Origin of the sequence: Enterobacter sp. NFIX58 (assembly GCF_900110475.1) — a bacterium.
GTDB lineage: Bacteria > Pseudomonadota > Gammaproteobacteria > Enterobacterales > Enterobacteriaceae > Enterobacter > Enterobacter quasiroggenkampii.
On record NZ_FODW01000001.1, the window covers coordinates 779,001 to 803,893 of the forward strand.

Below are 24,893 nucleotides of genomic sequence, written 5' to 3' on the forward strand. Positions count from 1 at the left end.
ATGGGCAGGGTCATCTCAAAATCGAATCAGGGTAAATTTCATTCATACCCCCACATTTAGTGGTGGATACGTGACGACTGTTCATCTATTCTGCTTTTTCAGCGAGCAAGCCGGAGTCATTTTTAGTGGATAATCCCATATTTCTGAAAACTATCATTATCTTTATTCTCATCCTGTGGGTAATAGACGTAGTCAGGAGAAAGAAAAAAAAGCGTTATGACTCCGCTATAGCAGAGGCTAATGCCAGAGAACGCTATGAATGGCGCTATCTCAGATGGGGTTGGCAGGCAATACGAGTGGCGGCGGCAGTGTATATCTTTGTTCAGCTGATTCAGTTTTTACTGAGATAGATGGCAGAAGAAGGTAAGACAGGCTAGGAACACCTCACTGTCCAGGCCAACTGTAGTTGCGCCTCGGTGGTAGAAAGTGTGAGGGTTCCCTGCCTGCCAGTAGCATGCGTTACAAGCCTTTAACCAGTATTTGGTTATGTATCACTGACTGATTCCCCCTCACTCGCACTCTCTTTACTTTGAATGAACCGAAGTGCCAGGTAGAGGTCTGGCGCCAGAATCATGTCATCATCATTCATTGTTGGCCGACTGTCTTTAAACCAGCGTGTTAATTCCGTTTTCCTGCCCGCAAGGATTAATTTAATCTGTCGGCCTTTCAGGTCACGCTTTAACTCATTAATGGTTGCCAGGACGCTGATGTCTGAATAGGTGAAGCAGGCAACGGCATCAATGACCACCCATTTAGGTTGTATGGCTGCCCCATCAACCAGGTTCAATACCCGACGTTTAAAATAAGCCACATTAAAATAGGTCAACGGTGAGTTAAATCGATACATCAGCACGCCCGGGACCATTTTAATATCGGTGGTATTCCCTAACGAGTGAATCATTCCCTCTTCGTCAGTGCCCAGCAGGTGCTCAGAGGGACGAAACACCGTACGAAGGAATTGTAACAACCCAAGCAATACCGCAAGGCCAATCCCCTGGATAACGCCGATAATTAAAACACAGCCAAACGTGAAGAAGGCCAGGCGAAATGCCTGTTTATTTCTGCGCCTCAGGTTCCATAACCCACGTAAATCGATTAATGACCACGATGCATACATTAGAACAATACCTAACGCAGATACCGGAATGTATTGTAATGGCTGAGTGAAAAACACCACGACAATACCGATGATCAAGGCGGCGACCACGGAAACCAGCTGGCTTTTCCCCCCAACCGAATCATTCACCGCGGTCCGGGAATCGGCGCCACTGATAGCAAACCCCTGAGATAACCCCGACATAATGTTCGCAATACCCAGAGCCCGGAACTCTGCATCAGCATTAATTTCATAGCCATTTTTTGCGGCGAAACTGCGGGCGGTCAGCATCAGACTGACAAAACTGACCAACGCCAGGTTCAGCGCCGGGATCACCAAATCACGCATCGGGCCCGGCTGGAACGCCCCCCAGTGAACAACCGGTAAACCAGGCTGGAAGCCATCTCCCCCTATCGTGGCAATACCGTACTGTTGCGCAGAGGTCACCCATACCAGTGCCGTTGTTATTACAATGGCGATTAAAGGTGCTGGCCACTGGCTGCGATACGTTTTGATCACCATTAAAATAATTAACGTAAAAAGGGATATTCCTACGGTTAATAAATGGCTATCTGAAAGTCGACCTGGCAAGGCGATTATTTTTTCAATAACCTGCGCCTCATCAAGCTTGATCCCCAATACCTTGCCTAATTGCCCGACGATAATCGTCACGGCTACGCCATTAAGTAAACCGGTAAGAATGGGATGAGAAAGCAGATCGGCAAGCGCGCCCAGGCGAAATTTACTGGCAAGGAGGCACCACCCGCCCATCATCAATGTCATGATGATCGTCAGCTGCCAGTGCAGTTCGGGATTCCCGGCAGAAAGCGGAAATACGACGGCCGCAATCACCGCACAGGTTGTGGCATCAGGGCCCACAATAAGCTGGCGTGAAGAGCCAAACAGTGCGTAAGCTATCATTGGTAAAACGCAGGAATAGAGCCCTACAATTGCCCCCACACCCGCCAACTCAGCGTAAGCAATCGCAACAGGGAGCGCGACAGCCGCAACGGATAACCCCGCTTTAACATCATGTTTTAGCCAGCTTTTATCGTAGGCCAACAAATTTTGTAGCCCTGGCATGTAGTTCAACAATAGCTTTCCGAACACGTTATTCTCCGGACATGAATATTACCCACGAAATGTTGCCACACTTTAAAGTGAGGTTCTGGCTTTCAAATGCTCCGGAGGGAGGCCCCGCCGCTCAGGTCCTGTAAATACTTAACCATTTTATTATTCTGACTGGTGTTAAACATAGTTCAAAAACGAACGGTTAGTCGGAGGTGGAACCGGCAGCAAGGTCACCGACGTTGTAACCCGTTATTGGTAGTTGAAAAGAGGCCAGGAAATACGGAAGAATATTTAAACATTACTGAAGCTAAAATGGATTGCGGGGTAAGAGATGGGAATGTCTCAAGCAGTAAAGAAAATCGCTGTGGTGGCTATAGTGGTGAACCTGGCCGCGGGATGCGCCCCGCTACACCCTTCCGGCTGCCATAAGACCACGGCAACGGGTAATTGCGGTTCAGGACGCTGGGACGATCGGGATGAATGGGGCGCGCAGGCGCGGGCAATCAGGGCGGCAATAAACGCCGAAATTGAAGAGCCGCAAAACTGGAAAGGGAAACAATGCAGGTTGCATATTGAATTTGCTCAGGATGGCACACCTTTAAGCATCTCAACCAGTAACGGCAATAGCGCCTATTGCGAAGCGATAAAATCAGCCGCCCATAAAGCCAATTTCCCGGCCTTCAGCAATCCGGAAGTTTATAAAGATTTTCAAAAATCCGGCTTCGACATGCGCGGTTAGCTTCAAGATTATGTCTTGAATGGTGCGCTTTGCTAAACTCCGCCATGCTGCTTCAGGCCATGTTCTCTTTATGTCATGAGCGGATTTTTGGGTAGTTTCAGTAGGACGGTATTTCAGCATAATGCGACTGTCTGTAATCGTGGTTGTTTTTAATACAGCCACACACTAATGAATCTAGCTCCGGCAGGCGCTACCGCCCCACAAAAGAAAGGATGCACGAGATCGAACTATGCGTACTCATCAACAGAATAAGTCCCGTAAGCTGTATCGCAGCGTCAACACCACTACACGACACCAATCTAATAATCCTGATGCTGAGTATCGCTGGGAACGCAACGGTAAAAAAGTCGGAAATGAGCTAATGGCAAAGCGCGGGACAATGCATGGCAGACAGAAGCGTGGCCGAGATTACACACCCTTGTTTTATTTCCTGATCAAACACAATGGCAAACCATGGGATGAAATATTCAGTGAAGTATGTGGGCGTCTTGATACTACCGAGCCTGTATTCTGGTTAGTCGCACGACATGAGCATCAGCGAAGAGATTTAGTCTGCATTGGTGAAAGTAGTTTTTATCCGGGTCTGTTTGTTGATGAGAATGGAATTCTTCAACAGGTAAATCCTTCAATTTCGGGAAAGGACGTGAAAGTAACTTGCCGCTGCTGCACACACACCTATATTGGTGAACCTGTCCCCTGGATAGAGTAACTGACAACATTTCCTGGGCTGACATGATTGCCGCTGACACCCGCTATGAGAGCGATTGCAAACTTCCGCTCCTCGATCCAAACTGACCTACTATTTCTGCAATGTCAGTTTTGTGCCAGGGGCAGACATTGAGAACAAGAGTCTTAGTTGGTCAACGGGGAGCAGGTCAGCGGTTGTTGTCAATGCCAGGCTTCAAAGTTTTAAATATTGCATTCATAATGGTAGGGACTCTCCACATGAAAAAACAATTGTTACTGCTTATATTGCTCGTCACTTCCCAATCGTGGGCAAATCAATCCTCCCCTAGGGAGCAAGCTAAACAAATGGCTGAAGCAGCATGTCTATACCAATACAATGTTATCTACTCTCGCTTTACTTTGGGTTTTTCTGAGGAAAAAGCAATTCAAGTATCTTCTCAAATACTAACTAATTATTTGGAAATTCATAAAGAAAATGCAGGGGACTTTTTTCTTTCCTCGATTCGTAGAAGCACAATCGCACAATTACGGGAGTTAGAAGTAAATAAAGCGGCAGTGCAGCAACTAAAAACTCCCCCATCAGATTTTAAAGATAATTTTTTATCCTCTTGTAATGCAATAAAAAAAGAGCAATTGGAAACTATGCATGTTTTTGGTTAAATCCACCATACATGCTGATGAGCTTATTTTTCGGCCATCGCATTTGTTACTTTTAGCCGGCCCTCATAGCATATTTCGCGGCGCTTCAGGCGGTCCGTTGCAAGCCAAAAGCAGACGTTGATAACGTTGAGATATGTTAATTTATGGGGATCAGGTCAACACATAAAAGGAGAAGAAGATGCAAATCAAGTTTGGGGTGTTGTTACTCGTGGTGCTTGTGCCATTGACATCGACTGCAGCAAAAGGGAGTTTTGTTTTTTCGGTCGGTAATGAGAAAACTTCGTTTGACTCTGGATGTGTAAAGTCAATTGATTATGTAGAGAAGGATGAGACAGGAGCAGAGAATTTAGTCTTTAGATTCTCCGATGAATGTGGCAAAAGGTTGTCGGACATGACCCTACAGAATATCGGAAAGCATATGACCATTGCCTACGATGATAATAAAATTACTTCCGCTATGATTGCCTCGCGCCTGAGTACCAGTTTCAGAATATCCACAAAAGACATACCAAGAATAATGTTAATGCAAATACTTAATGATTATGATGGTGTTCGTGATTAACCAGAAAAAAAGCGGCAAATAATAATTTATTTGGCAATATAAAAGTCATTCATAAATACAATTTTCGCTCTTCGCTCAGAGCGGATATCGATCTTCGAGTCGATCCGCGCCGTGACACGATCGGATCTTTCTATGGCTATTGCGTGTCAAAAAATTGAGCGCATGCCGCATCAGCATATCATATCTATAAGTCAATTTCTCTATCTGCAACATAAATCACACCTTTCACTTTATTTGGCAATGTTTCATATTTCAATGGTGTTTTTGGTTGCGAAATTAATTTATACCCACCTTGTTCATAGTTGTAGCTGAACAATCCTTTACTTGACATCTCAACAAATGAGCGCAGATAGCAAGAACGTTGATTTTCATTTGAAAAAGCAGGCAGATTGCCTTCTATCACATAGACCTCTGACAAGGGTTCCAATGAGTAAATATAATCAAGAATAAAATTATAGTCCTCGACAGATGACTTGATCCTTTCAGGAATCGGCCCCTGACCTGCTGTTGCAAAATGCGCTAAGTACCCTTCCTGGCTGGATAAAAACCAGTCCAGATCATATTCTAAAAAGTCATCGTCCATTTTCGTCATTTTTTAACACCAAATATCTTTGTTCATTTCTTACACCGTAGAATCACATCGCCACTACCTGACCAGATGCGATGACCTACCCCCGGTAGATTATCACATGCTAGTGTTAGTCCTGCATCTGATACAGAATGGATTAAAGGACCGTTTTTCGCTCACTGCGAACCTTAAGCTCAGTCAGATCGTCCGCATCGAGCCAGAGGCGGACTGTACCAGCCGTGTACTGAATTGAGATGACTCGCATGGAACTGTCTGACAAGGTCCGCGTTGTCTGCACCGAAAGCGAACATTGTCCCGTTCCCGTGACGCAAGATCACAACGTTCCGTATGTATGCTAAAATTTGTACAGCTACAGGCCAAAAATTAGTTCTTATAAATTCAGTACGTTAGCCAAAGTGAGCGAATATGGATAATATTCCACATAAGCAGACAGCCCGTAAAAGATACCCCGCATGGCTGTGGTGCGGAAGTTTTTATCTGGTTACATGGAATTGCTCTGCAGATGAAATAAATCTGTATTCTATAAACACGGGCTCATACGTTTATCATCTGACAAATAATCACGGACAATACACGGAGAACTTTGAAAACAAGTTTATATCCGTGGAGAGGAAATTTTCGGACACATCGAAATATAGTGTTGTGCTAGGCACAATGAAAAACAGCTTTAATGACAGATGTCTGGCTGCCGGCGTAAGAAGAGACTGGGCTGGGTGGAATAACGGTTGGGTTTTTAAGGGAATCTATGGATATGTAGGCGAATTTTTCTTTGATACATTCGATGATTGTGGTGACCATGGTTCATACCATGATTTTAAAAAAGTAACCGGGATAGGATTTTCTCCCTATATATATCACGGATTCCAGTATAATTTTACGTCTTATTTTGGCATGGATGTGGGTATTATCATCCCCTCCGTGTTTGTCATCACAGCCCAATGGAGCTTTAGATAAAACCGTCAACCACGTGTGGTGTAACTGTCAGCAAGAGGTTCCGCCCCGCCATCTAAACCGGAGCGGCTTATATACGGCTCAAGACCACCAGCCGCCGCAACCCACAATTAAAAACTGTACGTCACCTTCAAACTCCCCGTGGGCGACGTTTTGTGTTGCACAATGGGACTATCACCGGCATCCCCCGTCAGCTGCGTCACGCCCGCAGAGGCAAGGACGCTCCAGCGAGAGGTGAGCTTGTGGGTCCAGTCAAGGTTCATCGACCAGGCATAAACCCCGGCCCCGGCGTCATGTCGGGCAAAGCCCGATGCGGCCGACTGGGCGGCGTTGACCCCGTAATACGTCTGCATATACTTGTCGGATCCCCAACTGCCGCTCAGCGCCAGCGTCACCGCATTTGTTGGTGAGGTATAGAGCGGGCTGCTCAAGCCGAAATGCACCGCCTCTCCGTTGTCTCTCTCAGACACCGGAACCTCAGCCTGCAGCTGCAGATTCAGCCAGTCGGCCACCTTGTACCCCAGCCCGGGCACCACGATAGCCGAGCCTTTAATCTCTCCCATCCCTCTCAACTCGTCGCTGCCGGAGCTGATCGAATCGCTGCTCACGTCTTTATCTTTACGGCCAACTCGATAGCTCAGCGCTGCGCTGTAATCCAGGTTGCCAACGTTGTTACCGTAACCGATCCCACGCGTGGTGCCGATAAAGAAGCCATTTGCCATGGAATAATCCACTACCTGAGCCGCTGAGACGCGGGTTTTATCTGAACCCGAGTAGCGCGGCCCCACATCCACGCCGCCCCCCAGGGTTAAGACGTTACCCTGGCGCTGTTCTTCCGCCAGTACAGGCGTAGCCAGTAACGCCAGAACGACGCCCGGCACGAGGGTTTTCAGGCAGCGGTCCGAAAGTAAATGAGGGAACGTATGACGCAGTTCAATATTTCTCATTAAGGAAGTCCTTATGGATTCAAATGATGACGATGCAGGCGGTTAAACGCCGGAACGCCCATTTTGAAGAGTGACCCTAAGGTTCTTATGAGCCGAAAATGAAGAAACACTGAAGCGCGGGCAGGTGCTGTCATCCGGACAGATTTCCTGCTACCGTTTTTTTCTTAAGTTATTCTTCATTCACGGTTGATACCGTTACCAATGTGAAAATTCTACTTATCGAAGACGACCTGGATCTCGGCAATGGCGTACGTATCGCCCTCTCAGATCAAGGATTTGACGTCATATGGGTTCGCCGTAAAGAGGATGCGCTGCATCAGCTTGACGTCTGCGTGCCGGAACTTATTTTGCTCGACCTGGGGTTGCCCGACGGCGATGGCATGAGCCTGATGACGCGTTTGCGTCAGCAACTCAAGGGGATCCCCGTCATCATCCTGACGGCGCGAGGGACGCTGCAGGATCGCCTGTGCGGGCTGGATGCCGGCGCGGACGACTATCTCGTCAAACCCTTTATTCTCGCCGAGCTGCTGGCGAGAGTGCGAGCCCTTGCACGGCGCAGCTACGGTTTTGAAAATGAGGCGATAGAAATTCGTGGGCTATCACTTCATGTCCCGACGCGCCGCGTGACGGTGAGTTCGCGGCATATCGATTTAACGGCCAGTGAATACGCGCTGCTGGAAACGTTGATGCTGCGCGCGGACCGCGTGCTGACCCGGCGGTTTCTGGAAGAAAGGATATTCGGCAACAAAGAGAACCTCAGCAACGCGCTCGACGTGCATATGGGAAATTTACGGCGAAAAATCGGCGACGGCTATGTGCGAACGGTCCGGGGCGTCGGGTACGTTATTGATACCGTCTCAATACAAAAGGTGACCGGTTAATGCAAAACGTCTGGTATCACCTGAGGCGTCCGACGCTGGTACGGCGTATTATCATCGCCCAGATGCTGCTGCTTACCCTGCTGTGGTGTCTTTTTTTAACCTTTATTCTGTGGGAGGACCTGCGCAGCCCCCCTATCCTCACGGGCAGTAAAACGTACGAAACCGTTTTTAACCTGGCTGAGCGTATGGATGGACGCCCGCAGGATCGTACCGCCGTGCTGGAGGACTTCAGCAAGGCGCTGCGTGAAGGTTACGGCGGAGGGGAAGATCCCGTGCTATCGATTAACCTCATCGTTCGCAAAAATAATACCGTTATTTTTGCCTCCGACGGTGCGCCCGCAGGGATAACAAACACCCGGTTCGGCGAACTGGAGCATGTTCAAAGTGGTGATCGAACCTGGACCAGTCGCACCCTCAAATCCCCGCACTCCGACGTGGAGGTTACCCTTTTCACCCCAGCCAGCGGCTGGAACTTCTTTATCTATCTGAACTCACGCGGGTACTACATCCTGCCGCTGCTGGTCTGCTTCCCTTTTCTGCTGTTTCCCGCGTGGCTGTCAATACGCATTGCGATGCGTCCCTGGAATAAGGTGGTCAATGAGATTACGTTACGCACGCCGGACGATCTCTCCCCGTTAAAAGCCGTACCGAAGCACAGAGAGCTTCGCCAGATGGTGGACGCGATCAATGACTTTCTTGCCAGGGTGCGTGAAAGCGCGGAAAGGGAGCGTGTTTTCATCGCGGATGCCGCGCACGAGCTGCGTACGCCCCTCGCGGCGATGCGCATCAACGTGGAGGCGCTGCAGTCCTGGGTCATCAGCGAAAGCCAGCAGGAGCTGCTTGCCGGCGTGATCCGCAGCAACAGCCGCGCCGCGCGTCTCGTCAATCAGTTGCTGCTGATGATGCACAGCGAAGCGCGTATTGATACGGCCATGGAGCCCGTGCCGCTGACGACACTCATCCAGGCGCGTATGGCCGAGCTGGAGCCCTTAGCGTCTGCGCGGAGGATCGAGCTGGAATTCTTTGCCGAGGATGAAGTGTGGATCTCAGGCGTCAGGGAACGCCTGGTGTCGCTGATTGATAATCTCATTGAGAACGCCGTGAAGTACAGCCCCGAGGGCGGGCGGATTCAGGTCGACGTGCGTGCAGGCGATCGCGTCGTTCAGCTGCGCGTCTCCGATGCGGGCCCGGGTATTCCGGTCGAGCTGCAGGAGCGCGTGTTCGACCGCTTTTTCCGCGATCCCAATCAGGTGCAAAGCGGCAGCGGCCTGGGGCTTGCCATCGTCAAAGCGGTGGCGCAGCAACACAACAGCAGCGTAAATCTGAGTACCTCTGCAGAAGGTGGCCTCCTGGTGACGGTTGACTTCCCGAACCGCACGTTTAGCTAAAGCAGAACAGGGGGTTTGATCGCAAATGCCGCAGATTGCTTCAAAATAATTACCGTATTTGTTATATTGTTGTTTATTGCTTATTCACCTCTGCGGTGCCAAAAAGAACAAGATTCACCGCAACCCAGGACAGAGAAATGTTAGATTACCGCTTCCCGACAGCTTTGCAGATGGTTCTCAGCGTAGCGATGGCGGAGCAATTGGGTGAACGTTCAACGAGTGCGATTCTGGCCTATGGCCTGGAAGCGAACCCGAGCTTCATCCGCAAATTGATGGTTCCGCTGACGCGAGACGGCATTATCGTCTCAACGCTTGGCCGTAACGGCTCCATTCATCTTGGTCGCCCGCCGGAAGAGATCACCCTGCGCGACATCTATCTGTCGGTCATCGAAGATAAAAAGCTGTGGGCGTCGCGCCCTGACGTACCGGCTCGCTGCGTGGTCAGCGCTAACGCGTGCTGGTACTTTAAATCAATTTCCGAAGAGGCCGAGCAGGCGTCGTTAGCGGTACTGGCCCGCCATACCGTAGCAAGTGCCCTGGAAGCGGTGAAAAACGCCGACAGCAGCGGCTGGGATCCGCTCCCCGACCTCATCGCCCAGTATCAAAAAACGTCTTAACGTTTTACCTGATGCAAAAAAAAACCGCCTTCACAGTGAAGGCGGTTTTTTTTTATCAGCAACGTCCTTAAGCGGGCAGCACGTCCCTTTCCTCTTTCTTCCCACGCGTGACGAACTTACGCAGCGTCACGTAGAACACCGGCGTCAGGAACAGACCAAACAGCGTCACCCCCAGCATACCGGAGAATACCGTGATCCCGGTGACGCCACGTACTTCTGCGCCCGCGCCGTGGCCGAGGATCAGCGGAATGGTCCCGGCAATAAAGGCGATGGAGGTCATCACAATCGGGCGTAAACGCAGGCGGCACGCTTCCAGCGCGGCCTCCATGATGCCTTTACCCTGAATTTCCAGCTCGCGAGCAAACTCCACGATAAGAATGGCGTTTTTACAGGCCAGCCCCATCAGCACCACCAGCCCCACCTGCACGAAGACGTTGTTATCGCCCCCGGTCAGCCAGACGCCAAACAGTGCGGAGAGCATGGTCATCGGCACGATGAGGATCACTGCCAGCGGCAGCGTCCAGCTTTCATACAGCGCCGCCAGAACCAGGAATGCCAGCAGCACCGCGACCGGGAAGACGATCAGCGCCGTGTTGCCCTGGGTGGCCTGCTGGAAGCTCAGATCCGTCCATTCGATGTTCATCCCGTTCGGCAGGATCTGCTTAGACATCGCGTCCAGCTGCGTCATCGCCTGCGCTGATGAGAGCACGCGCGGGTCGGCATCGCCAATCAGATCCGCCGCCGGGTAGCCGTTGTAGCGGATCACCGGATCCGGCCCGTAGGTGGTCGTGATGTTTACCATACTGCCAATCGGCACCATTTCGCCCTGGCTGTTACGGGTGCGCAGATTCGCAATATCTTCCACGCTGTCGCGGAACTGCCCGTCCGCCTGCGCCATCACGCGCCAGGTACGTCCGAACTGGTTGAAGTCATTGACGTACGACGAGCCCAGATAGGTTTGCAGCGTCCCGAAGAGATCGGTCAGCGACACGCCCTGCGCTTTCGCCTTATCGCGGTCAACCTGCACGTCCAGCTGCGGCACGTTAGCCTGGTAGGTTGAGATCGGGAAATGCATCCCCGGCGTCTGCATAATTGCACCGGACATGGTGTTCACCGCATTTTGCAGCGCGCCATATCCCAGACCACCGCGGTCCTGGATGTACAGGGAATAGCCCGACCCCTGACCCAGCCCTAAAATCGGCGGCGGCAGGATGGAGAAGCCAAAGCCCTGCTGGATTTGCGCGATTTTCGCGTTAATCTCGGCATTAATTTCCGCCGCGGAATGTTTACGCTGGTCGAACGGCTTCAGACCGAAGAAGACCGTCCCGGTATTCGGCGTGTTGGTGAACTGCAGCGCATTCAGTCCCGGAAACGCGACCGCATAGTCCACGCCTTCGGTATTCATCCCGATTTCGCTCATTTTGCGGATCACCGCATCGGTGCGGGCCAGCGAAGAGCCTTCCGGCATTTTCACGCCGCCGATCAGGTAAAGCTTGTCCTGCGTCGGAATAAACCCGCCGGGCACCGCTTTAAACATGACGCCTGCGGCACAGAGCAGCAGCAGATAAACCACGAATACCGCCCCGCGTCGTCCCAGCGTTTTGCCCACCAGCCCCTGATAGCCGTTTGAGCTGCGGAGGAAGAAGCGGTTAAACGGACGGAAAATCCAGCCGAAGAGACGATCGATAAGCCGGGTCGGGAAATCTTTCGGCGCGCCGTGCGGCTTTAACAGCAGTGCCGCCAGCGCCGGAGAGAGCGTCAGCGAGTTAATCGCTGAAATCACCGTAGATATCGCGATCGTCACCGCAAACTGCTTGTAGAACTGGCCGGTAACGCCCGACAGAAACGCCATCGGCACAAACACCGCGCACAGCACCAGCGCAATCGCGATAATCGGCCCGGACACTTCACGCATCGCCTGGTGCGCAGCCGCAAGCGGCGCAAGCCCCTCTTCGATGTTTCGCTCGACGTTTTCCACCACCACGATGGCGTCGTCCACCACGATACCGATGGCCAGCACCAGCCCGAACAGGCTAAGGGTATTCAGCGAGAAGCCCAGCAGGTAGAGAATGCTGAAGGTACCCACCACCGACACCGGCACCGCGATCAGCGGAATGATCGACGCGCGCCAGGTTTGCAGGAACAGAATGACCACCAGCACGACCAGCACCACGGCTTCCAGCAGCGTCTGCACCACCGCACGGATCGAATCACGCACGAAGACCGTCGGATCGTAAGGTGCCGCCCACTTCATGTCTGCCGGGAAGCGCGTGGACAGTTCGTCCATTTTCGCGCGCACCGCGTTAGACAGGTCGATAGCGTTCGCCCCGGGTGACTGGAAGATACCAATCCCGACTGCGTCTTTATTGTTCAGCTGGGAACGCAGCGCATAGCTCCCGGAGCCCATTTCAATCCGCGCCACGTCGCGCAGGCGGACGACCGTACCATCCTGCGTTGTTTTCAGGACAATATTGCCAAACTCTTCTTCGGTATGCAGGCGGCCCTGGGCGTTAATGGAGATCAGGAAATCACTCTCTTTCGGCAGCGGCTCGGCGCCAAGCTGACCGGCGGAGACCTGTACGTTTTGCTCCTGCATCGCCGTGACCACGTCCGAGGCGGTCAGACCGCGCGCCGCCACTTTATTTGGGTCCAGCCAGACGCGCATCGCGTACTCGCCGGAGCCGAAAATCTGGATCTGGCCGACGCCGGGCAGGCGCGCCAGCTCATCCTTCACCTTCAGCGTGGCGTAGTTGCGCATATACAGCGAGTCGTACTTACCGTTTGGCGAAAACAGATGCACCACCAGCGTCAGCGTCGGGGACTGTTTCTGGGTGGTAATGCCCAGACGCCGCACGTCCTCCGGCAGACGCGCCTCGGCCTGCGCGACGCGGTTCTGCACCTGAACCTGCGCCTGATCGGGGTCAGTTCCCGGACGGAAGGTCACGGTAGTCACCAGCACGCCGTCCGAACCCGCGACGGATTTCATGTACATCATGTTCTCAACGCCGTTGATCGCCTCTTCCAGCGGCGTCGCCACGGTCTCAGCAATCACTTTCGGGTTGGCGCCCGGGTACTCCGCGCGCACCTGCACGCTTGGCGGCACGACATCAGGGTATTCGCTCACCGGCAGCAGCGGGATGGCGATTAACCCTGTGATAAAAATCAGAATCGACAGGACGGCAGCAAAGATCGGCCTGTCGATGAAAAAACGGGAAAAGTCCATGGGTTGGATTCTCAGGTCAAGGGATCAGTTGAGGGCGCTGGTGGCGGTCATGGCAACGGTTTTGGCGTTAACCGGCATACCCGGCATAAACACTTTCTGTAAACCCTCGACGATGACTTTGTCGCCAGGGTTCAGCCCCTGCCGCACAATGCGTAAACCGTCTGCCAGACGTCCCGGCGTAATGTCGCGACGCTGCGCTTTCCCCTCTTTATCCACGATATAGACGTATTTTCGATCCTGATCGGTCAGCACCGCCTTGTCGTCGATAAGCGTGGCTTTGAACTCCGCGCTGCCCGGCAGGCGTACGCGGGCAAACAGTCCCGGCGTGAACTGACGCTGTGAGTTATCCAGCAGCGCGCGCATGCGGATGGTCCCGGTGCTCGGCGTGAGCTGGTTATCCAGAAAATCCACTTTGCCCTGATGGGGATAGCCCTCCTCGCCCGTCAGGCCAATCTCAACCGGCAGCGCCGTGTGATTGCTGGTCGCCCCCTGCCCGCTGCGGGCCAGGTTTTGATAGTGAAGGTAGGTTGACTCGTCCACGTCAAAGTAGACGTACACCGTCTTCTGCGAGACCAGCGTGGTGAGGACGCTGGCAGTGTCGCCCGCAGTCACCAGGTTCCCGCTGGTGATCAGCGCCCGGCTGGCGCGACCATCGATAGGCGCGGTCACTTTGGTAAAGTCCAGGTTGAGCTGGGCTGCGTCAACCGCCGCCTGCGCGGCGCGAATGTCGGCCTGCGCCTGAACGGCAGCCGAACGTCGCTGCTCCCACTCTTCCCGTGAGACCAGATGGGTATTGATCAGCTTATCGGTACGGTTAGCCTCACTTTGCGCGAGGCTGGCCTGGGTTTTGGCTCTCGCCAGGTTCGCCTGCGCCTGTTCCAGCGCGGCGCGATAGGTACGATCATCAATAGTGAACAGCACCTCGCCCTTCTTCACTTCCTGGCCGTCGGTGTAATTCACCTTATCAATGTAGCCGGACACGCGCGGGCGCAACTGAACGCTCTCCACCGCTTCAATCCGACCGTTAAAGCTATCCCACTGGCTAATCGATTTCACCACCACGTCAGCGGCACTCACGGCAGGCGCAGGTGGCGCAGCATTTTGCGCGACGCTGTTATCGCATCCGACGAGCAGCACGGAGAGCAACATTGCCCCCAGCGCGCTCAGATGAGAATTACCCCAGGTTTTTTGCAGGCTCATTATTTTTATTCCGATAATTGTCGCCACCGGGCAAGACGCAGCAGGAGGCACCGCGCCACTTCCTTTGTCCGGAGGCTGTCTTAAGGCCATTTGTGTCGTTCATCGCCACAAAACTGTAACAGTTGCGAATACACTATTCGCGGCGATTGTAGGAAGGCGCTTAACTAAGTGCAAGAATAATTGTTGCACTTTATGTGCTATTTGAGTGGATGTGAAAAGACCCGTTTCGGTCAGGGATTTAAATGCAACAATAAAACTTGCAATTACCGCAAAAACGCGCCACCTTTAAATGCAACAGACAAAGATACTTTTTCATCCGCTGCGTGGGGGTAACCAGATGAACACTGGCGCATTTATGCATGATTTACTCGACTGGATCGACAACAACCTGGACAGCCGACTGGACATTGAGACCGTCGCCAGGCGTTCCGGCTACTCTAAATGGCACCTCCAGCGCCTGTTCAAAGAGCATACGGGCTATCCCCTCGCCGGGTATATTCGCGCGCAAAAGCTGCAAAAATCGGTTGAGCGGTTATCCCACAGTGACGAACCGATTCTGAACGTGGCGATCGCGCTGGGCTTTGACTCCCAGCAATCCTTCAACCGCAGCTTTAAGCGTCAGTATGGTCAGGCGCCTGGGGCATGGCGACGGAGTATGAGTGGCCCGGAAACACAGCAGCTTCGCCAGTAATGCATATTTTGCTGCAACATCGATCTGTTGCTGTTATACTGTATATAAACACAGTATAGCGAGGTGCACGATGGCTGTTGAAACAAAATTTGTTGTCGTAAGAAAAGGTGAAGAGAAAATGACATTTGCCAGTAAGAAAGAGGCTGACGCTCACGACAAGCTGCTCGATATGGCAGATGCGTTCACCGACTGGCTGTTGCAAAGCGGAATGCAGATGGATGAAACGCAGGCTGAAAATCTTGGCCTGTATCTCGCCGAGCAGAAAGAGACCGTGCAGCATATTCTGCGTACCAGCAAGCTTCCCGATCTCACTGCTCCAGCTGTAGCGGATAAAACAGAATCCGACGCGGCTGACGCCAAAAAAATCAGGGCTGTGAAAGCGGCCTGATTGCCAGAAAATCATCACCGTTCTGGAAGCCGTAAGCAGATAACTGCTTACGGCTTTTTGGCTGTCTATAGTACTCTCCTGCTGATTGATGTTAACGATACCATCGTTTCAAAGCAGGAGATGATGCAATTACATAAAAAAATAGGACTTTCGGGAAGGTGACGTGGGTTCAGTCCTTTTAAATAATTTAGAAATATTCATTTTTGTGATTAGAAATCCATACGAGGCTTGAGTCACGATAGTCGTCGTTAGTGGATGCTATCACCGAGCATTTATCTGCATTACCATCAGCGGTGTAAGCACAGCTTTGCTTCACCATGAAAGTGATGTCCTCTCTTTTCGACACTAATTCTGAGTCAAGGAATTGCGCACTCCCGGATGGGTAAACGATGCGTTCATCTTTTGGATCTTTGTAGTTTATTATGCGAACGGGGAATTGGCTGTTGTGATATTCATATCGCTCTACAACTTCGCCCGTATCTTTGTCCATTATTTTTTCCAGCAAGCCACGTATATTATAACTGAGTAAGTAATTACCTTTTTCATTCTCAAGCTCAGTAATTTCGCAGCGCTTATTTATTTTCCCGGTAATACGCTGGCCTTTAAGTGACGTCAGTAATCCATCTTTATTGACCAAATGAAACTCTCGATCATTTGCCTTGTCAACCATGTTGATACTCGTAAAGCATCCGCTGCGATCGTATCTAACTTCTGTCATAACCTGAAGTTTACCTGTAACATCCCGCATCCACTGGAGGCTATGTTTTACGTTCCCGGTGGTTGCATCATGATCGAATAAAAGAGCAGCATTTAAGACCGCCGGTTTGAATTGAGTAAATGCCGCGACATCAAATGATAACGTCAAAAATAATAGATTTAAAAAAACACCTGCTTTCATAAGTCATCCCTTTATTAATAAAATAGTATTCAACGATGATGTGAATTCGCGCTCTCATATTTTACGAATAATCAAAGCGTTTCCATGACACACGTTAAGTGTCTGCTTTTTGTTCTAATCAATCGATACAAGGGCCCCTCATTTTTTGTGTGCACTCGCTTTCCGACGGATCTCAATCATCCTGATATACATATCACGCAACTCCTTATTCTGCTTGATCACCATTTCTTTGGGCAAGGATTCTCTCTCACGATTCCATTCATCAACGACACCCTGGCACGCCAGATAAGCGTCATTAACAATATTTTCAGCTGGAATCATCGTGTTGATATAGGGAAAGGTATGTTTGTTCAGGCATACAGAGACAGGTGGGCCATAATCATGTTCTTTGGCATGTAAGGTAATAGCAATAAGGAGGATAAACAATGTTAGAAATCTCAACTTCTTTTTCCCCTGATAAATACTGTTTCGGCAAATGACTGTCTTCCGGGGAGTTATCGACTTTGTGCAAAAAATCTTTAGTTACCCAAGGAAGTTATTATCCTGCTGTAGTGACTGCTGACACAAAACCTGACAGATGCAGGTTTTAATGACTTGATATCAGTTTAGAAATCACCCCGTTGAGCTCACAATTCATAGCAGGCGTAACCTTAAAACTATCCGCTTCTATGCTAAACCTTCCAATCACAAAACCTGGTAGCTATACAAACACGCCAGACTGTTACGTTAATACACGTTCCCCCCACCAACGAGGGATCGCGCATGACCCCACATCCGCTACACCAGATCATCAAATCCTGCGATCGCGCCATCACCACCAAAAACTATGACGCGCTGATGGAATACTACGCCGAAGACGCGGCTCTGGTCGTTAAACCCGGCATGACGGTTACAGGCAAAGAAAACATCCGCAACGCGTTTATTGCCATCTCGGATTATTTCCAGGACCAATTGATTGTGGAACAAGGAGAGATGCAGGTGATCGAAGGCGGTGACAATGCCCTCGTTATCATGGAAACCGTTCTGTGTTTTCCTGATGGTCAGGGTGGAATAACGGAAATGTCGCGCCGCGCGACCTATGTTTTTCGGCTGGAAAGCGACGGTCGCTGGCTTTGTACTATCGACAACTCCTACGGCACGTCGCTTCTGGATACCGGGAACCGATCGCGTTAATCACACTTTCAAAGGGGCGCTGCCGCCCCTCCACGCCAGCCCCTTAATGCGCAGTAATGCGCGGCTCCTTCACAAACTCAGCCAGCAGCCACACCATATCGTGCAGCAGGCCCGTCAGCTCTTTCGCTACGTGAGCGGGTAGCGTTCTCCCCATAACGGCTTGCGTCAGCGCCAGAACATAGTCCACCTGCGTTAAGGTATCCTGCCAGCAGTCGGGCACGCAGGAGTTGGTTTTCTCACCCTTGATCAGCTGTTCAATCAGGTATGGCGGAAGATCGACATCACAGAGTTCACGCAGCCTGCGCATGGCCTCAAGAAGACGCTCGCACAGCGCTGTACGGCTCGCGATATCATCGGTTTCGACCAGCACGCTCACCAGCGCGGCGCAGTTGTCGGCGACGACAAAAAGATCGGCATCAGCCGGAAGCGGCCGGGAGATAAGTTGCAGAATGACGTTTTCGTCAGACGGGAGATAAATCAAGGTTGGGATAGTCGCCATACAAGGCTTCCTTCTATATGGAGTTTATTTAACCACCCTTTGAGTTCCTACGCTCGGGGGGTAGCGCTGACAGAGGTAGGAATACCGCCCATATAGAAAACGGCCAGCCTTACGGCTGCTCCGTCAGCGCCACCGTTATTGTAACGAGATCGGCACTGCTGCGACATACGTAATGTCACTATATGGTTGACGGGTTCCTACGCCCGGTTGCGGATGTGCCGCAACGCAGGCACTTTACGACCGCGCCCCGTAGAGGAAAAGACATAACGCTGAATTTCATAAGGTTACTTTGCGGTTTGCGATGCGCCTTCCAGAATGACAACGCTGCCCTAAATTTTAAGGGTATCAATCACCGCTCTCGCTGGGCTTTGACTCCCGGCAGTCCTTCAACCGCAGCTTTAAGCGTCAGTATGGTCAGGCGCCTGGGGCATGGCGGCTAAGTATTGGCTGTCGTGAAACGTTAACCGAACGTTTTTAGGGTCAACGAACTTACCGTCGGCGGTAACATAGGCGTTATTCACCACTTCTCCACTTTCTTTGTCTGTTAACGCAATATGCGGTGCGTCGTGCAGTATGTTTTTATGACCCCACTCCATCAAAGAGAAAAGAATCGGCGCAAGGCTGCGGCTTTTGGCGGTGAGAACATACTCATACCGTTCACGCGCCCCTTCTTCCTGATAAGGGATTTTGCAAAGCAGGCCGAGTTCAGTCATTTTTTTTAACCGGTTCGCCAGCGTCTGCCTGGTGATTTTTGTATGATCCCGTATCGTTTCAAAGCGTGTTACCCCATAAAACGCCTCTCTCAGAATCAACAAAACCCATTGATCGCCAAGAAGCTCAGCGGCCGCCGCTAACCCACAAAGCTCAGGTAATAAGTACGGTAATGATTTATTTTTTGACATCTCTTCGTTTGCCTCGTAACCTGAGTATGATTTAAAGACTCAGTTATTTAAGGAGAATACAATGCCCTTCGTAAATGTGCAAACCATTAAAGGAATTATGAATTCGGAGCAAAAAAAAGAACTGCTACGCCGTATGACTGACCTTATTGTTGAAATTGAGGGAAACGGCGATCCTGAATTCCGGCGTTCAGTATGGATCCGTATTGACGAGCATGAACCGGAACAGTGGAGTCTTGGGGGAATACAGCCCACATCTGAAATGATTGCTGCAAAATTTTCCTCACCACAGCGGTCCTGATTTATTTTTAGTCATAGCTCACCGGCGGGCAGTTTGAATGTCCGCTCTCGTGATGTTATATCGCCCTAAATTTTCAGCGTATCGATCACAGCCCTCAGGGCAGGCGACACGTTGCGGTGCGGATAATAGAGATACAGCCCGTCCATGCGCAGGCTATAGCGCTGCAACACCCGGATAAGCGTTCCGCGCTCCAGATCGTCAGCCACCAGCTCCACCGGGACATAGGCCAGCCCAAGCCCCAGCCGGGCGGCCTCGGCTTCCATGTAGCTGTCAGACAGCGCCCATTGCCCCTCTGGCCGATGGGTGATTTTTTTCCCGTCCTGCACCAGTTCCCACTGATAGTCACTACCGTCGGCAAACTGGTAGGCAATGCAGGGATGAGCCACTAAATCGGCAGGCGTCTGCGGAAAACCGTAGCGTCTGAAGTGTTCCGGGGCAGCCACCGCGGCCATTTCCATATCAGGCGTGATACGCACTGCAATCATTCCCTGCCCCACTTCCGGCCCCAGTCTGACACCCGCATCGAACCGCTCGGCGATAATGTCGACGAAGCGGCTTTCATTCATCAGTTCCAGCCTGATGTCCGGGTAACGCTGTTTAAAAATGGCGAGCTTTGGCAGCAGACATTTATCGATAGCGTGCTGGCTGGCATTAATACGCACCGTGCCGGACGGCGTCTGACGATAGTGTGCCAGGGTCGCCAGACCCGTATCGAGCGTATCGAATGCAGACTCGGCGGTCTGATAAAGCTGTTCCCCGGCATGGGTGAGCGAGAGCTTGCGCGTGGTGCGGACCAGAAGTTGAACGCCCAATCGCTCTTCCAGCTCGCGAACCGAGCGGCTGATCCCGGATTGCGCCAGCCCAAGCCGCTGCGCAGCCGCCGTGAAGCTCCCCTCCCGTACCACCTGCATGAACAGGTACAGCTCATTATAGTTTTCCCGTTTCGCCATCATCCCCACCCATTTATAACAATATGATATGAATCCTAGCAGCTTTCGCCCTCTAATCAGCACTATTTCTGCTAACTATAATGACCGCAACACAACAACCCAGGGTTCATTTCTATGAAAACATTTACCCAAAAACTGTCCGTTGCGATGCTGCTATGTGCATCATTAAGTGGAGTGACAACAATGAGTTATGCAGAAACCACCAACCCAAACGCGCCTGTTTCGATGGTGAGCACATGGGATAAAACCTTCGCCGAAAGTGACAAAGTCGATCACCGTAAGGTGTCCTTCCAGAACCGATACGGGATCACCTTGGTAGGCGATCTGTATCTTCCCAAAAACCGCGGCGACCGCAAGCTGGCAGCGATTGCGGTCAGCGGGCCATTTGGCGCGGTCAAAGAGCAGTCCAGCGGCCTGTATGCGCAAACCCTGGCAGAAAATGGGTTTGTGACCCTGGCGTTCGATCCGTCCTATACGGGCGAAAGCGGTGGCCAGCCGCGCAACGTAGCGTCTCCGGATATCAACACCGAAGACTTTAGTGCGGCGGTGGACTTCCTCGGGTTGCAGAAAGAGGTTGATCGTAACCGCATTGGTATTCTCGGCATCTGCGGCTGGGGCGGTATGGCGCTCAACGCAGCATCCATGGACACCCGCGTGAAGGCGGTCGCCACCAGCGTGATGTATGACATGAGCCGGGCGATGGGCCACGGCGTGGGCGACGGGAAAGATCGCTATTCAACGTCTGACCGCCGTGCCGTTCTGCAGTATCTGAACGCACAGCGCTGGAAAGATGCTGAGAACGGTACCTTCGCGCACGGCGGCCATGACCTTTATGTCGATGAGAACGGCAAGGTGACGGCAGCTGAACGTATTCTGCCGGAGGCGTTACCTGACAACCCGAATCCGGTACTCAAAGAGTTCTTTGACTACTACCGTATGCCGCGCGGCTTCCATGCGCGCTCCGTCAACTCCACCGGCGCGTGGACCGCGACCACGCCATTATCATTTATGAATATGCCGCTGCTGAGCTACGCCGGGGAAATTACTATCCCAACGCTTATCGTAACCGGTGAAAAGGCACACTCCCGCTACTTTGCTGAAGATGCGTTTAAAGCGGTCGGCAGCAAGCAGAAGGAACTGGTGATTGTTCCGGGCGCAAACCATGTCGATCTGTACGATAATGCTGCCGGGAAGATCCCCTTCGGCCAGTTTGAGCAGTTCTTCAAAACCAACCTGAAATAAACCTCTACCCCACCCGCCCTAAACGGGTGGCTCTTTGTGAAATCTGACTATGTCTACACTGAGCCGCACCACATCACAGAACACAGAGCATGCACACTGGAGTGGCGTTTTTGCCATGACCCTGTGCGTATTTGTCCTGATTGCCTCGGAATTTATGCCCGTCAGCCTGCTTACTCCCCTTGCCAGAGATTTGGGCGTTACGGAGGGTCTCGCTGGCCAGGGGATCGCGATTTCCGGCGCGCTGGCGGTGCTGACCAGCCTCTTCCTTTCCCGGCTTGCCGGGAATATAAACCGCAAACACCTTCTTCTGGGCATGACGCTCCTGATGGCGCTCTCGGGGATGATTATCGCTTTCGCCCCAAACTATCTGGTTTACATGACAGGCCGCGCGCTGATCGGTATCGCTATAGGCGGGTTCTGGTCCATGTCTGCCGCAACGGCCATTCGCCTTGTTCCGCCGCATAAGGTTGCGCGCGCGCTGGCCATTTTCAACGGCGGTAACGCGCTGGCAACGGTGGTGGCCGCCCCGCTTGGCAGCTATCTTGGGGCCACTATTGGCTGGCGCGGCGCATTTCTTTGTCTGGTGCCCGTGGCGATAGTCGCGTTCATCTGGCAGTGTTTAAGCCTGCCTGACATGAACGCGCGTAAAAACGGTACATCACGAGGAAGTGTTTTTCGGTTATTCCGCCAGCCTGCCGTTTCCGTTGGTCTGCTGGCCTGCGGCCTGTTCTTTATGGGGCAGTTTGCGCTGTTTACCTATCTGCGCCCGTTCCTTGAAACCGTCACCCGGGTGAGCGGAGCCGGGCTGTCGCTGATTTTGCTCACCATAGGCGTTGCAGGTTTTGTGGGCACCCTTTTCGTTGCCCTGGTGCTTAATGCCGCGTTTTACATAACGCTGATCGCGATCCCTCTACTGATGGCGGCCATCGCAGTCGCGTTGATTCTCGCCGGGCATAACGTGTGGATTGTGGCCCTGTTATCAGGCCTATGGGGGATGCTGGCAACATCAGCACCGACGGGGTGGTGGACGTGGATTGCGCGAACGCTGCCGAAGGATGCTGAAGCCGGCGGTGGACTGATGGTTGCGGTGATCCAGCTCGCCATTGCGCTCGGCTCAACGGCGGGCGGTATAGCGTTCGATCGTTATAGCTGGCAGAGCACGTTTGCATTGAGTGGCATAGTGCTCCTCTTTGCGGCAGCGCTAACGTTTCTGCTTTCGCGTCTTCACAAATAACGCGCCGGATGATTTTTTGACGCTTTTCTTCACCGTTCGTGTATTGTTTTTAAACAATAACATCCATTAAAGGACACCTGCGCAATGATCACCATTCTCGGCAAAACCACCTCCATCAACGTTCGTAAAGTGCTCTGGACCTGCGAAGAAGCGGGCATCGCGTATCAACAGGAAGATTACGGCAGCGGTTTCGCCTCAACGGAAACGGATGCCTTCCGCGCCCTGAACCCCAACGCCATGGTGCCGGTGTTGATTGATGGTGATTTCGTGTTGTGGGAGTCCAATTCCATCTGCCGTTATCTGGCGCGCAAGGCCGAACGTCACGATCTGCTGCCCGCAGAACCGCAGGCCTGTGCCAACGTAGAGCGCTGGATGGACTGGCAGGCCACTGAATTTAACAACGCCTGGCGCTATGTCTTCCCGGCGCTGGGGCGTAAAAACCCGGCCTTTAACGACCCCGAGCGTATTGCGGCAGGAATCAAGGAGTGGAACCACTGCATCACCATTCTGGAACAACAGCTGCAGCGCACCGGGGCCTTTGCGGCGGGCGAGACGTTTACCCTCGCTGACGTGGTGCTTGGGCTGTCGGTGAATCGCTGGAAAATGACGCCGTTTGATAAGCCAGACGTGCCCGCCATTGAGGCCTGGTTCGAGCGTCTTAACCAGCGTCCGGCATTTTTGCGTCACGGCAATAACGGCATGGTGTAAAACTTAATGCCTGAATGAATACCGCAACGAGGCTGTTTTTTTAATTACGAAACCCTGATTGTCGTCAGAGGGAATAATAATTAAGCCATATCCTGGACAGCCCGTTGCACCGCTTTGCTAGCCTGAATAGTCAGGCAAAGCTCAACCCGGAGGTATTCTTGCTGATTAAACTCAAGAAAGAACGAACGCATCAGGAGGATCGCCGGCTTGCTCTCTGGCTGGCGACCTCAGCAGGTTTGCTGAACGCCATCGCCCTCGGGGCATTTGGCTTTTTCCCCTCACACATGACCGGCAACACCTCACAATTATCCAGCGAAGTTTCTTCTACCGATCTGAGCGATATTATTTTCTTCGGCTCGATAATTCTCTCTTTTGTGGCTGGCGCCATTATTGCGCGCACGATCGTCATATGGGGTATTATCCATAACGTCAGGCTGGTTTTTTGCCAGATCCTTTTTGTCGAGGGGATATTACTGACCGGCGTTTCCTTCTACGAAATGTATTTCTATGCGCTCACCAGCAATCGCGAAATTATTCTTTTTCTCTGCTTTCTGATGGGCATTCATAATTCCACCTCCACGCAGCTTTCTGGCGGACGGGTAAGATCAACGCACATTACCGGCACGCTAACGGACGCGGGGATTTCCCTGGCCTCCGTAATGGTGGCGATGCTGCGCCGGGATTACTCCAAAGATACGGCGGCGCAAAAAAGTCAGCTAAAAACCCACTTAACCACCCTGTTTTCGTTCATTACGGGCGGTATTGCGGGGCTGCTGCTGTTCAGATGGATTGGCTTCAACGCCATGCTGGCGCTGGGGTTGATGCTCGCGGTTGTCGCCACCGTCTCAATTATCACCGTCTCGTCGCGGGTTCGACGGGTTCGCGCTGGCGTCTGAGGGTTGCAACTGCCCCAGCAGGCGCTGCATGTTGTCATCACAGGTGATGCCCTCCGGCCTGTGGGTGATACTCGTGACCAGGTCCAGCAGCTCCCTTCGGTTTTCCTCCAGCTGCTTCTGCATCGCCTCTATTTCAGCAATGCGTGTCTTCAGGGACTGGATCAGCCCCTCATGATCCCAGCGCTGTTGCGGCTGCGGCAAGAAGCGCCGTATTTGCTCAAGGGTGAACCCGGTCCGTTGTGCATTGTCGATAATGTTCAGCAGCGCAACCGCATCAGCGGAATAGGTACGGTACCCGTTCCCCTGCCTGACGGGTCGCGGCAGTAAGCCTTCCGCCTCATAAAAACGAATGCGCGACGGGGTAATTCCCGTCATTTTCGACAGCTCGCCAATTTTCATTTCG

The 24,893-nt window shown here is 52.2% G+C and carries 28 protein-coding genes; 17 read left to right on the top strand and 11 right to left on the bottom strand.

Annotated features, from left to right (window positions below):
* Positions 1 to 125: 125 nt before the first annotated feature.
* Positions 126 to 350 carry a hypothetical protein gene (locus tag BMW97_RS24280; RefSeq protein WP_045910408.1) on the top strand — a complete coding sequence of 75 codons (225 nt, stop codon included), beginning with the start codon at positions 126 to 128 and terminating at the stop codon, positions 348 to 350.
* A gap of 134 nt (positions 351 to 484) precedes the next feature.
* Here the strand turns inward: BMW97_RS24280 and BMW97_RS03760 are convergent, their stop codons facing one another.
* Positions 485 to 2,206 carry a SulP family inorganic anion transporter gene (locus tag BMW97_RS03760; RefSeq protein ID WP_045910407.1) on the bottom strand — a complete coding sequence of 574 codons (1,722 nt, stop codon included), beginning with the start codon at positions 2,204 to 2,206 and terminating at the stop codon, positions 485 to 487.
* Positions 2,207 to 2,498: 292 nt separating this feature from the next.
* Between BMW97_RS03760 and BMW97_RS03765 the strand changes: the two genes are divergently transcribed.
* The 4 genes from BMW97_RS03765 (at position 2,499) to BMW97_RS03780 (ending at position 4,815) form a co-directional block, all read left to right on the top strand.
* Positions 2,499 to 2,906 (top strand): cell envelope integrity TolA C-terminal domain-containing protein, encoded by a 408-nt coding sequence (locus BMW97_RS03765; protein ID WP_090392546.1) that lies wholly within the window; start codon positions 2,499 to 2,501, stop codon positions 2,904 to 2,906.
* 229 nt (positions 2,907 to 3,135) lie between these two features.
* The gene (locus BMW97_RS03770; RefSeq protein ID WP_045910406.1) at positions 3,136 to 3,615 is read left to right on the top strand and encodes a hypothetical protein; all 480 of its coding nucleotides are present in this window, start codon (positions 3,136 to 3,138) and stop codon (positions 3,613 to 3,615) included.
* 236 nt (positions 3,616 to 3,851) lie between these two features.
* Positions 3,852 to 4,253, top strand: coding sequence for a hypothetical protein (locus BMW97_RS03775; RefSeq protein WP_045910618.1), 402 nt, complete (start codon positions 3,852 to 3,854; stop codon positions 4,251 to 4,253).
* 178 nt (positions 4,254 to 4,431) lie between these two features.
* On the top strand, positions 4,432 to 4,815 hold the full coding sequence (locus tag BMW97_RS03780; protein ID WP_045910405.1) for a SecDF P1 head subdomain-containing protein: 384 nt from the start codon (positions 4,432 to 4,434) through the stop codon (positions 4,813 to 4,815).
* Between the two features lie 184 nt (positions 4,816 to 4,999).
* Here the strand turns inward: BMW97_RS03780 and BMW97_RS03785 are convergent, their stop codons facing one another.
* The gene (locus tag BMW97_RS03785) at positions 5,000 to 5,407 is read right to left on the bottom strand and encodes a hypothetical protein (protein ID WP_233100168.1); all 408 of its coding nucleotides are present in this window, start codon (positions 5,405 to 5,407) and stop codon (positions 5,000 to 5,002) included.
* A 402-nt stretch (positions 5,408 to 5,809) separates the two neighbouring features.
* Between BMW97_RS03785 and BMW97_RS03790 the strand changes: the two genes are divergently transcribed.
* Positions 5,810 to 6,358: a hypothetical protein gene (locus BMW97_RS03790; RefSeq protein ID WP_231597206.1), complete on the top strand. Its 549-nt coding sequence runs from the start codon at positions 5,810 to 5,812 to the stop codon at positions 6,356 to 6,358.
* Positions 6,359 to 6,465: 107 nt separating this feature from the next.
* Here the strand turns inward: BMW97_RS03790 and BMW97_RS03795 are convergent, their stop codons facing one another.
* Entirely contained in the window at positions 6,466 to 7,302 is an 837-nt protein-coding gene (locus BMW97_RS03795; protein WP_045910404.1) for a MipA/OmpV family protein, read from the bottom strand.
* A 203-nt stretch (positions 7,303 to 7,505) separates the two neighbouring features.
* Between BMW97_RS03795 and BMW97_RS03800 the strand changes: the two genes are divergently transcribed.
* The 3 genes from BMW97_RS03800 (at position 7,506) to BMW97_RS03810 (ending at position 10,188) form a co-directional block, all read left to right on the top strand.
* A complete protein-coding gene (locus BMW97_RS03800; RefSeq protein ID WP_045910403.1) occupies positions 7,506 to 8,183 on the top strand; it encodes a response regulator in 678 nt (225 codons plus the stop codon).
* Positions 8,183 to 9,571, top strand: coding sequence for a sensor histidine kinase (locus BMW97_RS03805; RefSeq protein ID WP_045910402.1), 1,389 nt, complete (start codon positions 8,183 to 8,185; stop codon positions 9,569 to 9,571). The genes BMW97_RS03800 and BMW97_RS03805 overlap by 1 nt, the downstream gene beginning before the upstream one ends.
* Before the next feature lie 137 nt (positions 9,572 to 9,708).
* Positions 9,709 to 10,188 (top strand): efflux pump transcriptional repressor OqxR, encoded by a 480-nt coding sequence (locus BMW97_RS03810; protein WP_025760257.1) that lies wholly within the window; start codon positions 9,709 to 9,711, stop codon positions 10,186 to 10,188.
* A gap of 67 nt (positions 10,189 to 10,255) precedes the next feature.
* Here BMW97_RS03810 and oqxB read toward each other — a convergent pair whose 3' ends face one another.
* Both oqxB and BMW97_RS03820 read right to left on the bottom strand, forming a co-directional pair.
* Positions 10,256 to 13,411 (bottom strand): multidrug efflux RND transporter permease subunit OqxB, encoded by a 3,156-nt coding sequence (oqxB, locus tag BMW97_RS03815; protein WP_021241210.1) that lies wholly within the window; start codon positions 13,409 to 13,411, stop codon positions 10,256 to 10,258.
* 24 nt (positions 13,412 to 13,435) lie between these two features.
* The gene (locus tag BMW97_RS03820) at positions 13,436 to 14,611 is read right to left on the bottom strand and encodes a multidrug efflux RND transporter periplasmic adaptor subunit OqxA (protein WP_045910401.1); all 1,176 of its coding nucleotides are present in this window, start codon (positions 14,609 to 14,611) and stop codon (positions 13,436 to 13,438) included.
* 337 nt (positions 14,612 to 14,948) lie between these two features.
* Between BMW97_RS03820 and BMW97_RS03825 the strand changes: the two genes are divergently transcribed.
* Together BMW97_RS03825 and BMW97_RS03830 are read left to right on the top strand one after the other, a co-directional pair.
* The gene (locus BMW97_RS03825) at positions 14,949 to 15,302 is read left to right on the top strand and encodes a helix-turn-helix domain-containing protein (RefSeq protein WP_045910400.1); all 354 of its coding nucleotides are present in this window, start codon (positions 14,949 to 14,951) and stop codon (positions 15,300 to 15,302) included.
* 70 nt (positions 15,303 to 15,372) lie between these two features.
* On the top strand, positions 15,373 to 15,690 hold the full coding sequence (locus BMW97_RS03830; RefSeq protein ID WP_024909116.1) for a YebG family protein: 318 nt from the start codon (positions 15,373 to 15,375) through the stop codon (positions 15,688 to 15,690).
* A 187-nt stretch (positions 15,691 to 15,877) separates the two neighbouring features.
* On the opposite strand, the gene BMW97_RS03835 is transcribed toward BMW97_RS03830, so the two are convergent.
* Together BMW97_RS03835 and BMW97_RS03840 are read right to left on the bottom strand one after the other, a co-directional pair.
* Positions 15,878 to 16,588: a YnfC family lipoprotein gene (locus BMW97_RS03835; protein ID WP_045910399.1), complete on the bottom strand. Its 711-nt coding sequence runs from the start codon at positions 16,586 to 16,588 to the stop codon at positions 15,878 to 15,880.
* A 138-nt stretch (positions 16,589 to 16,726) separates the two neighbouring features.
* The gene (locus tag BMW97_RS03840; RefSeq protein ID WP_254783040.1) at positions 16,727 to 17,029 is read right to left on the bottom strand and encodes a hypothetical protein; all 303 of its coding nucleotides are present in this window, start codon (positions 17,027 to 17,029) and stop codon (positions 16,727 to 16,729) included.
* Positions 17,030 to 17,350: 321 nt separating this feature from the next.
* Here BMW97_RS03840 and BMW97_RS03845 point away from each other — a divergent pair, with 321 nt between their 5' ends.
* Positions 17,351 to 17,761, top strand: coding sequence for a YybH family protein (locus tag BMW97_RS03845; protein ID WP_045910398.1), 411 nt, complete (start codon positions 17,351 to 17,353; stop codon positions 17,759 to 17,761).
* Positions 17,762 to 17,804: 43 nt separating this feature from the next.
* Here BMW97_RS03845 and BMW97_RS03850 read toward each other — a convergent pair whose 3' ends face one another.
* Complete coding sequence (locus tag BMW97_RS03850) at positions 17,805 to 18,260, bottom strand: hypothetical protein (protein WP_045910397.1); 456 nt, start codon at positions 18,258 to 18,260, stop codon at positions 17,805 to 17,807.
* 398 nt (positions 18,261 to 18,658) lie between these two features.
* Positions 18,659 to 19,162, bottom strand: coding sequence for a winged helix-turn-helix transcriptional regulator (locus tag BMW97_RS03855; RefSeq protein WP_045910396.1), 504 nt, complete (start codon positions 19,160 to 19,162; stop codon positions 18,659 to 18,661).
* A 61-nt stretch (positions 19,163 to 19,223) separates the two neighbouring features.
* Between BMW97_RS03855 and BMW97_RS03860 the strand changes: the two genes are divergently transcribed.
* The gene (locus tag BMW97_RS03860) at positions 19,224 to 19,460 is read left to right on the top strand and encodes a tautomerase family protein (protein ID WP_045910395.1); all 237 of its coding nucleotides are present in this window, start codon (positions 19,224 to 19,226) and stop codon (positions 19,458 to 19,460) included.
* Between the two features lie 65 nt (positions 19,461 to 19,525).
* Here BMW97_RS03860 and BMW97_RS03865 read toward each other — a convergent pair whose 3' ends face one another.
* Positions 19,526 to 20,410 (bottom strand): LysR family transcriptional regulator, encoded by an 885-nt coding sequence (locus tag BMW97_RS03865; protein WP_045910615.1) that lies wholly within the window; start codon positions 20,408 to 20,410, stop codon positions 19,526 to 19,528.
* A gap of 114 nt (positions 20,411 to 20,524) precedes the next feature.
* Between BMW97_RS03865 and BMW97_RS03870 the strand changes: the two genes are divergently transcribed.
* From BMW97_RS03870 to BMW97_RS03885, 4 genes are all read left to right on the top strand, one after another.
* On the top strand, positions 20,525 to 21,652 hold the full coding sequence (locus BMW97_RS03870; RefSeq protein ID WP_045910394.1) for an alpha/beta hydrolase: 1,128 nt from the start codon (positions 20,525 to 20,527) through the stop codon (positions 21,650 to 21,652).
* 49 nt (positions 21,653 to 21,701) lie between these two features.
* Positions 21,702 to 22,886, top strand: coding sequence for an MFS transporter (locus BMW97_RS03875; RefSeq protein ID WP_045910393.1), 1,185 nt, complete (start codon positions 21,702 to 21,704; stop codon positions 22,884 to 22,886).
* An 84-nt stretch (positions 22,887 to 22,970) separates the two neighbouring features.
* Entirely contained in the window at positions 22,971 to 23,594 is a 624-nt protein-coding gene (locus tag BMW97_RS03880) for a glutathione S-transferase family protein (protein ID WP_045910392.1), read from the top strand.
* A 158-nt stretch (positions 23,595 to 23,752) separates the two neighbouring features.
* Complete coding sequence (locus BMW97_RS03885; protein WP_045910391.1) at positions 23,753 to 24,490, top strand: YoaK family protein; 738 nt, start codon at positions 23,753 to 23,755, stop codon at positions 24,488 to 24,490.
* Here BMW97_RS03885 and BMW97_RS03890 read toward each other — a convergent pair.
* Positions 24,440 to 24,889, bottom strand: coding sequence for a MerR family transcriptional regulator (locus tag BMW97_RS03890; protein WP_045910390.1), 450 nt, complete (start codon positions 24,887 to 24,889; stop codon positions 24,440 to 24,442). The genes BMW97_RS03885 and BMW97_RS03890 overlap by 51 nt on opposite strands.
* Between the last annotated feature and the right edge of the window lie 4 nt (positions 24,890 to 24,893).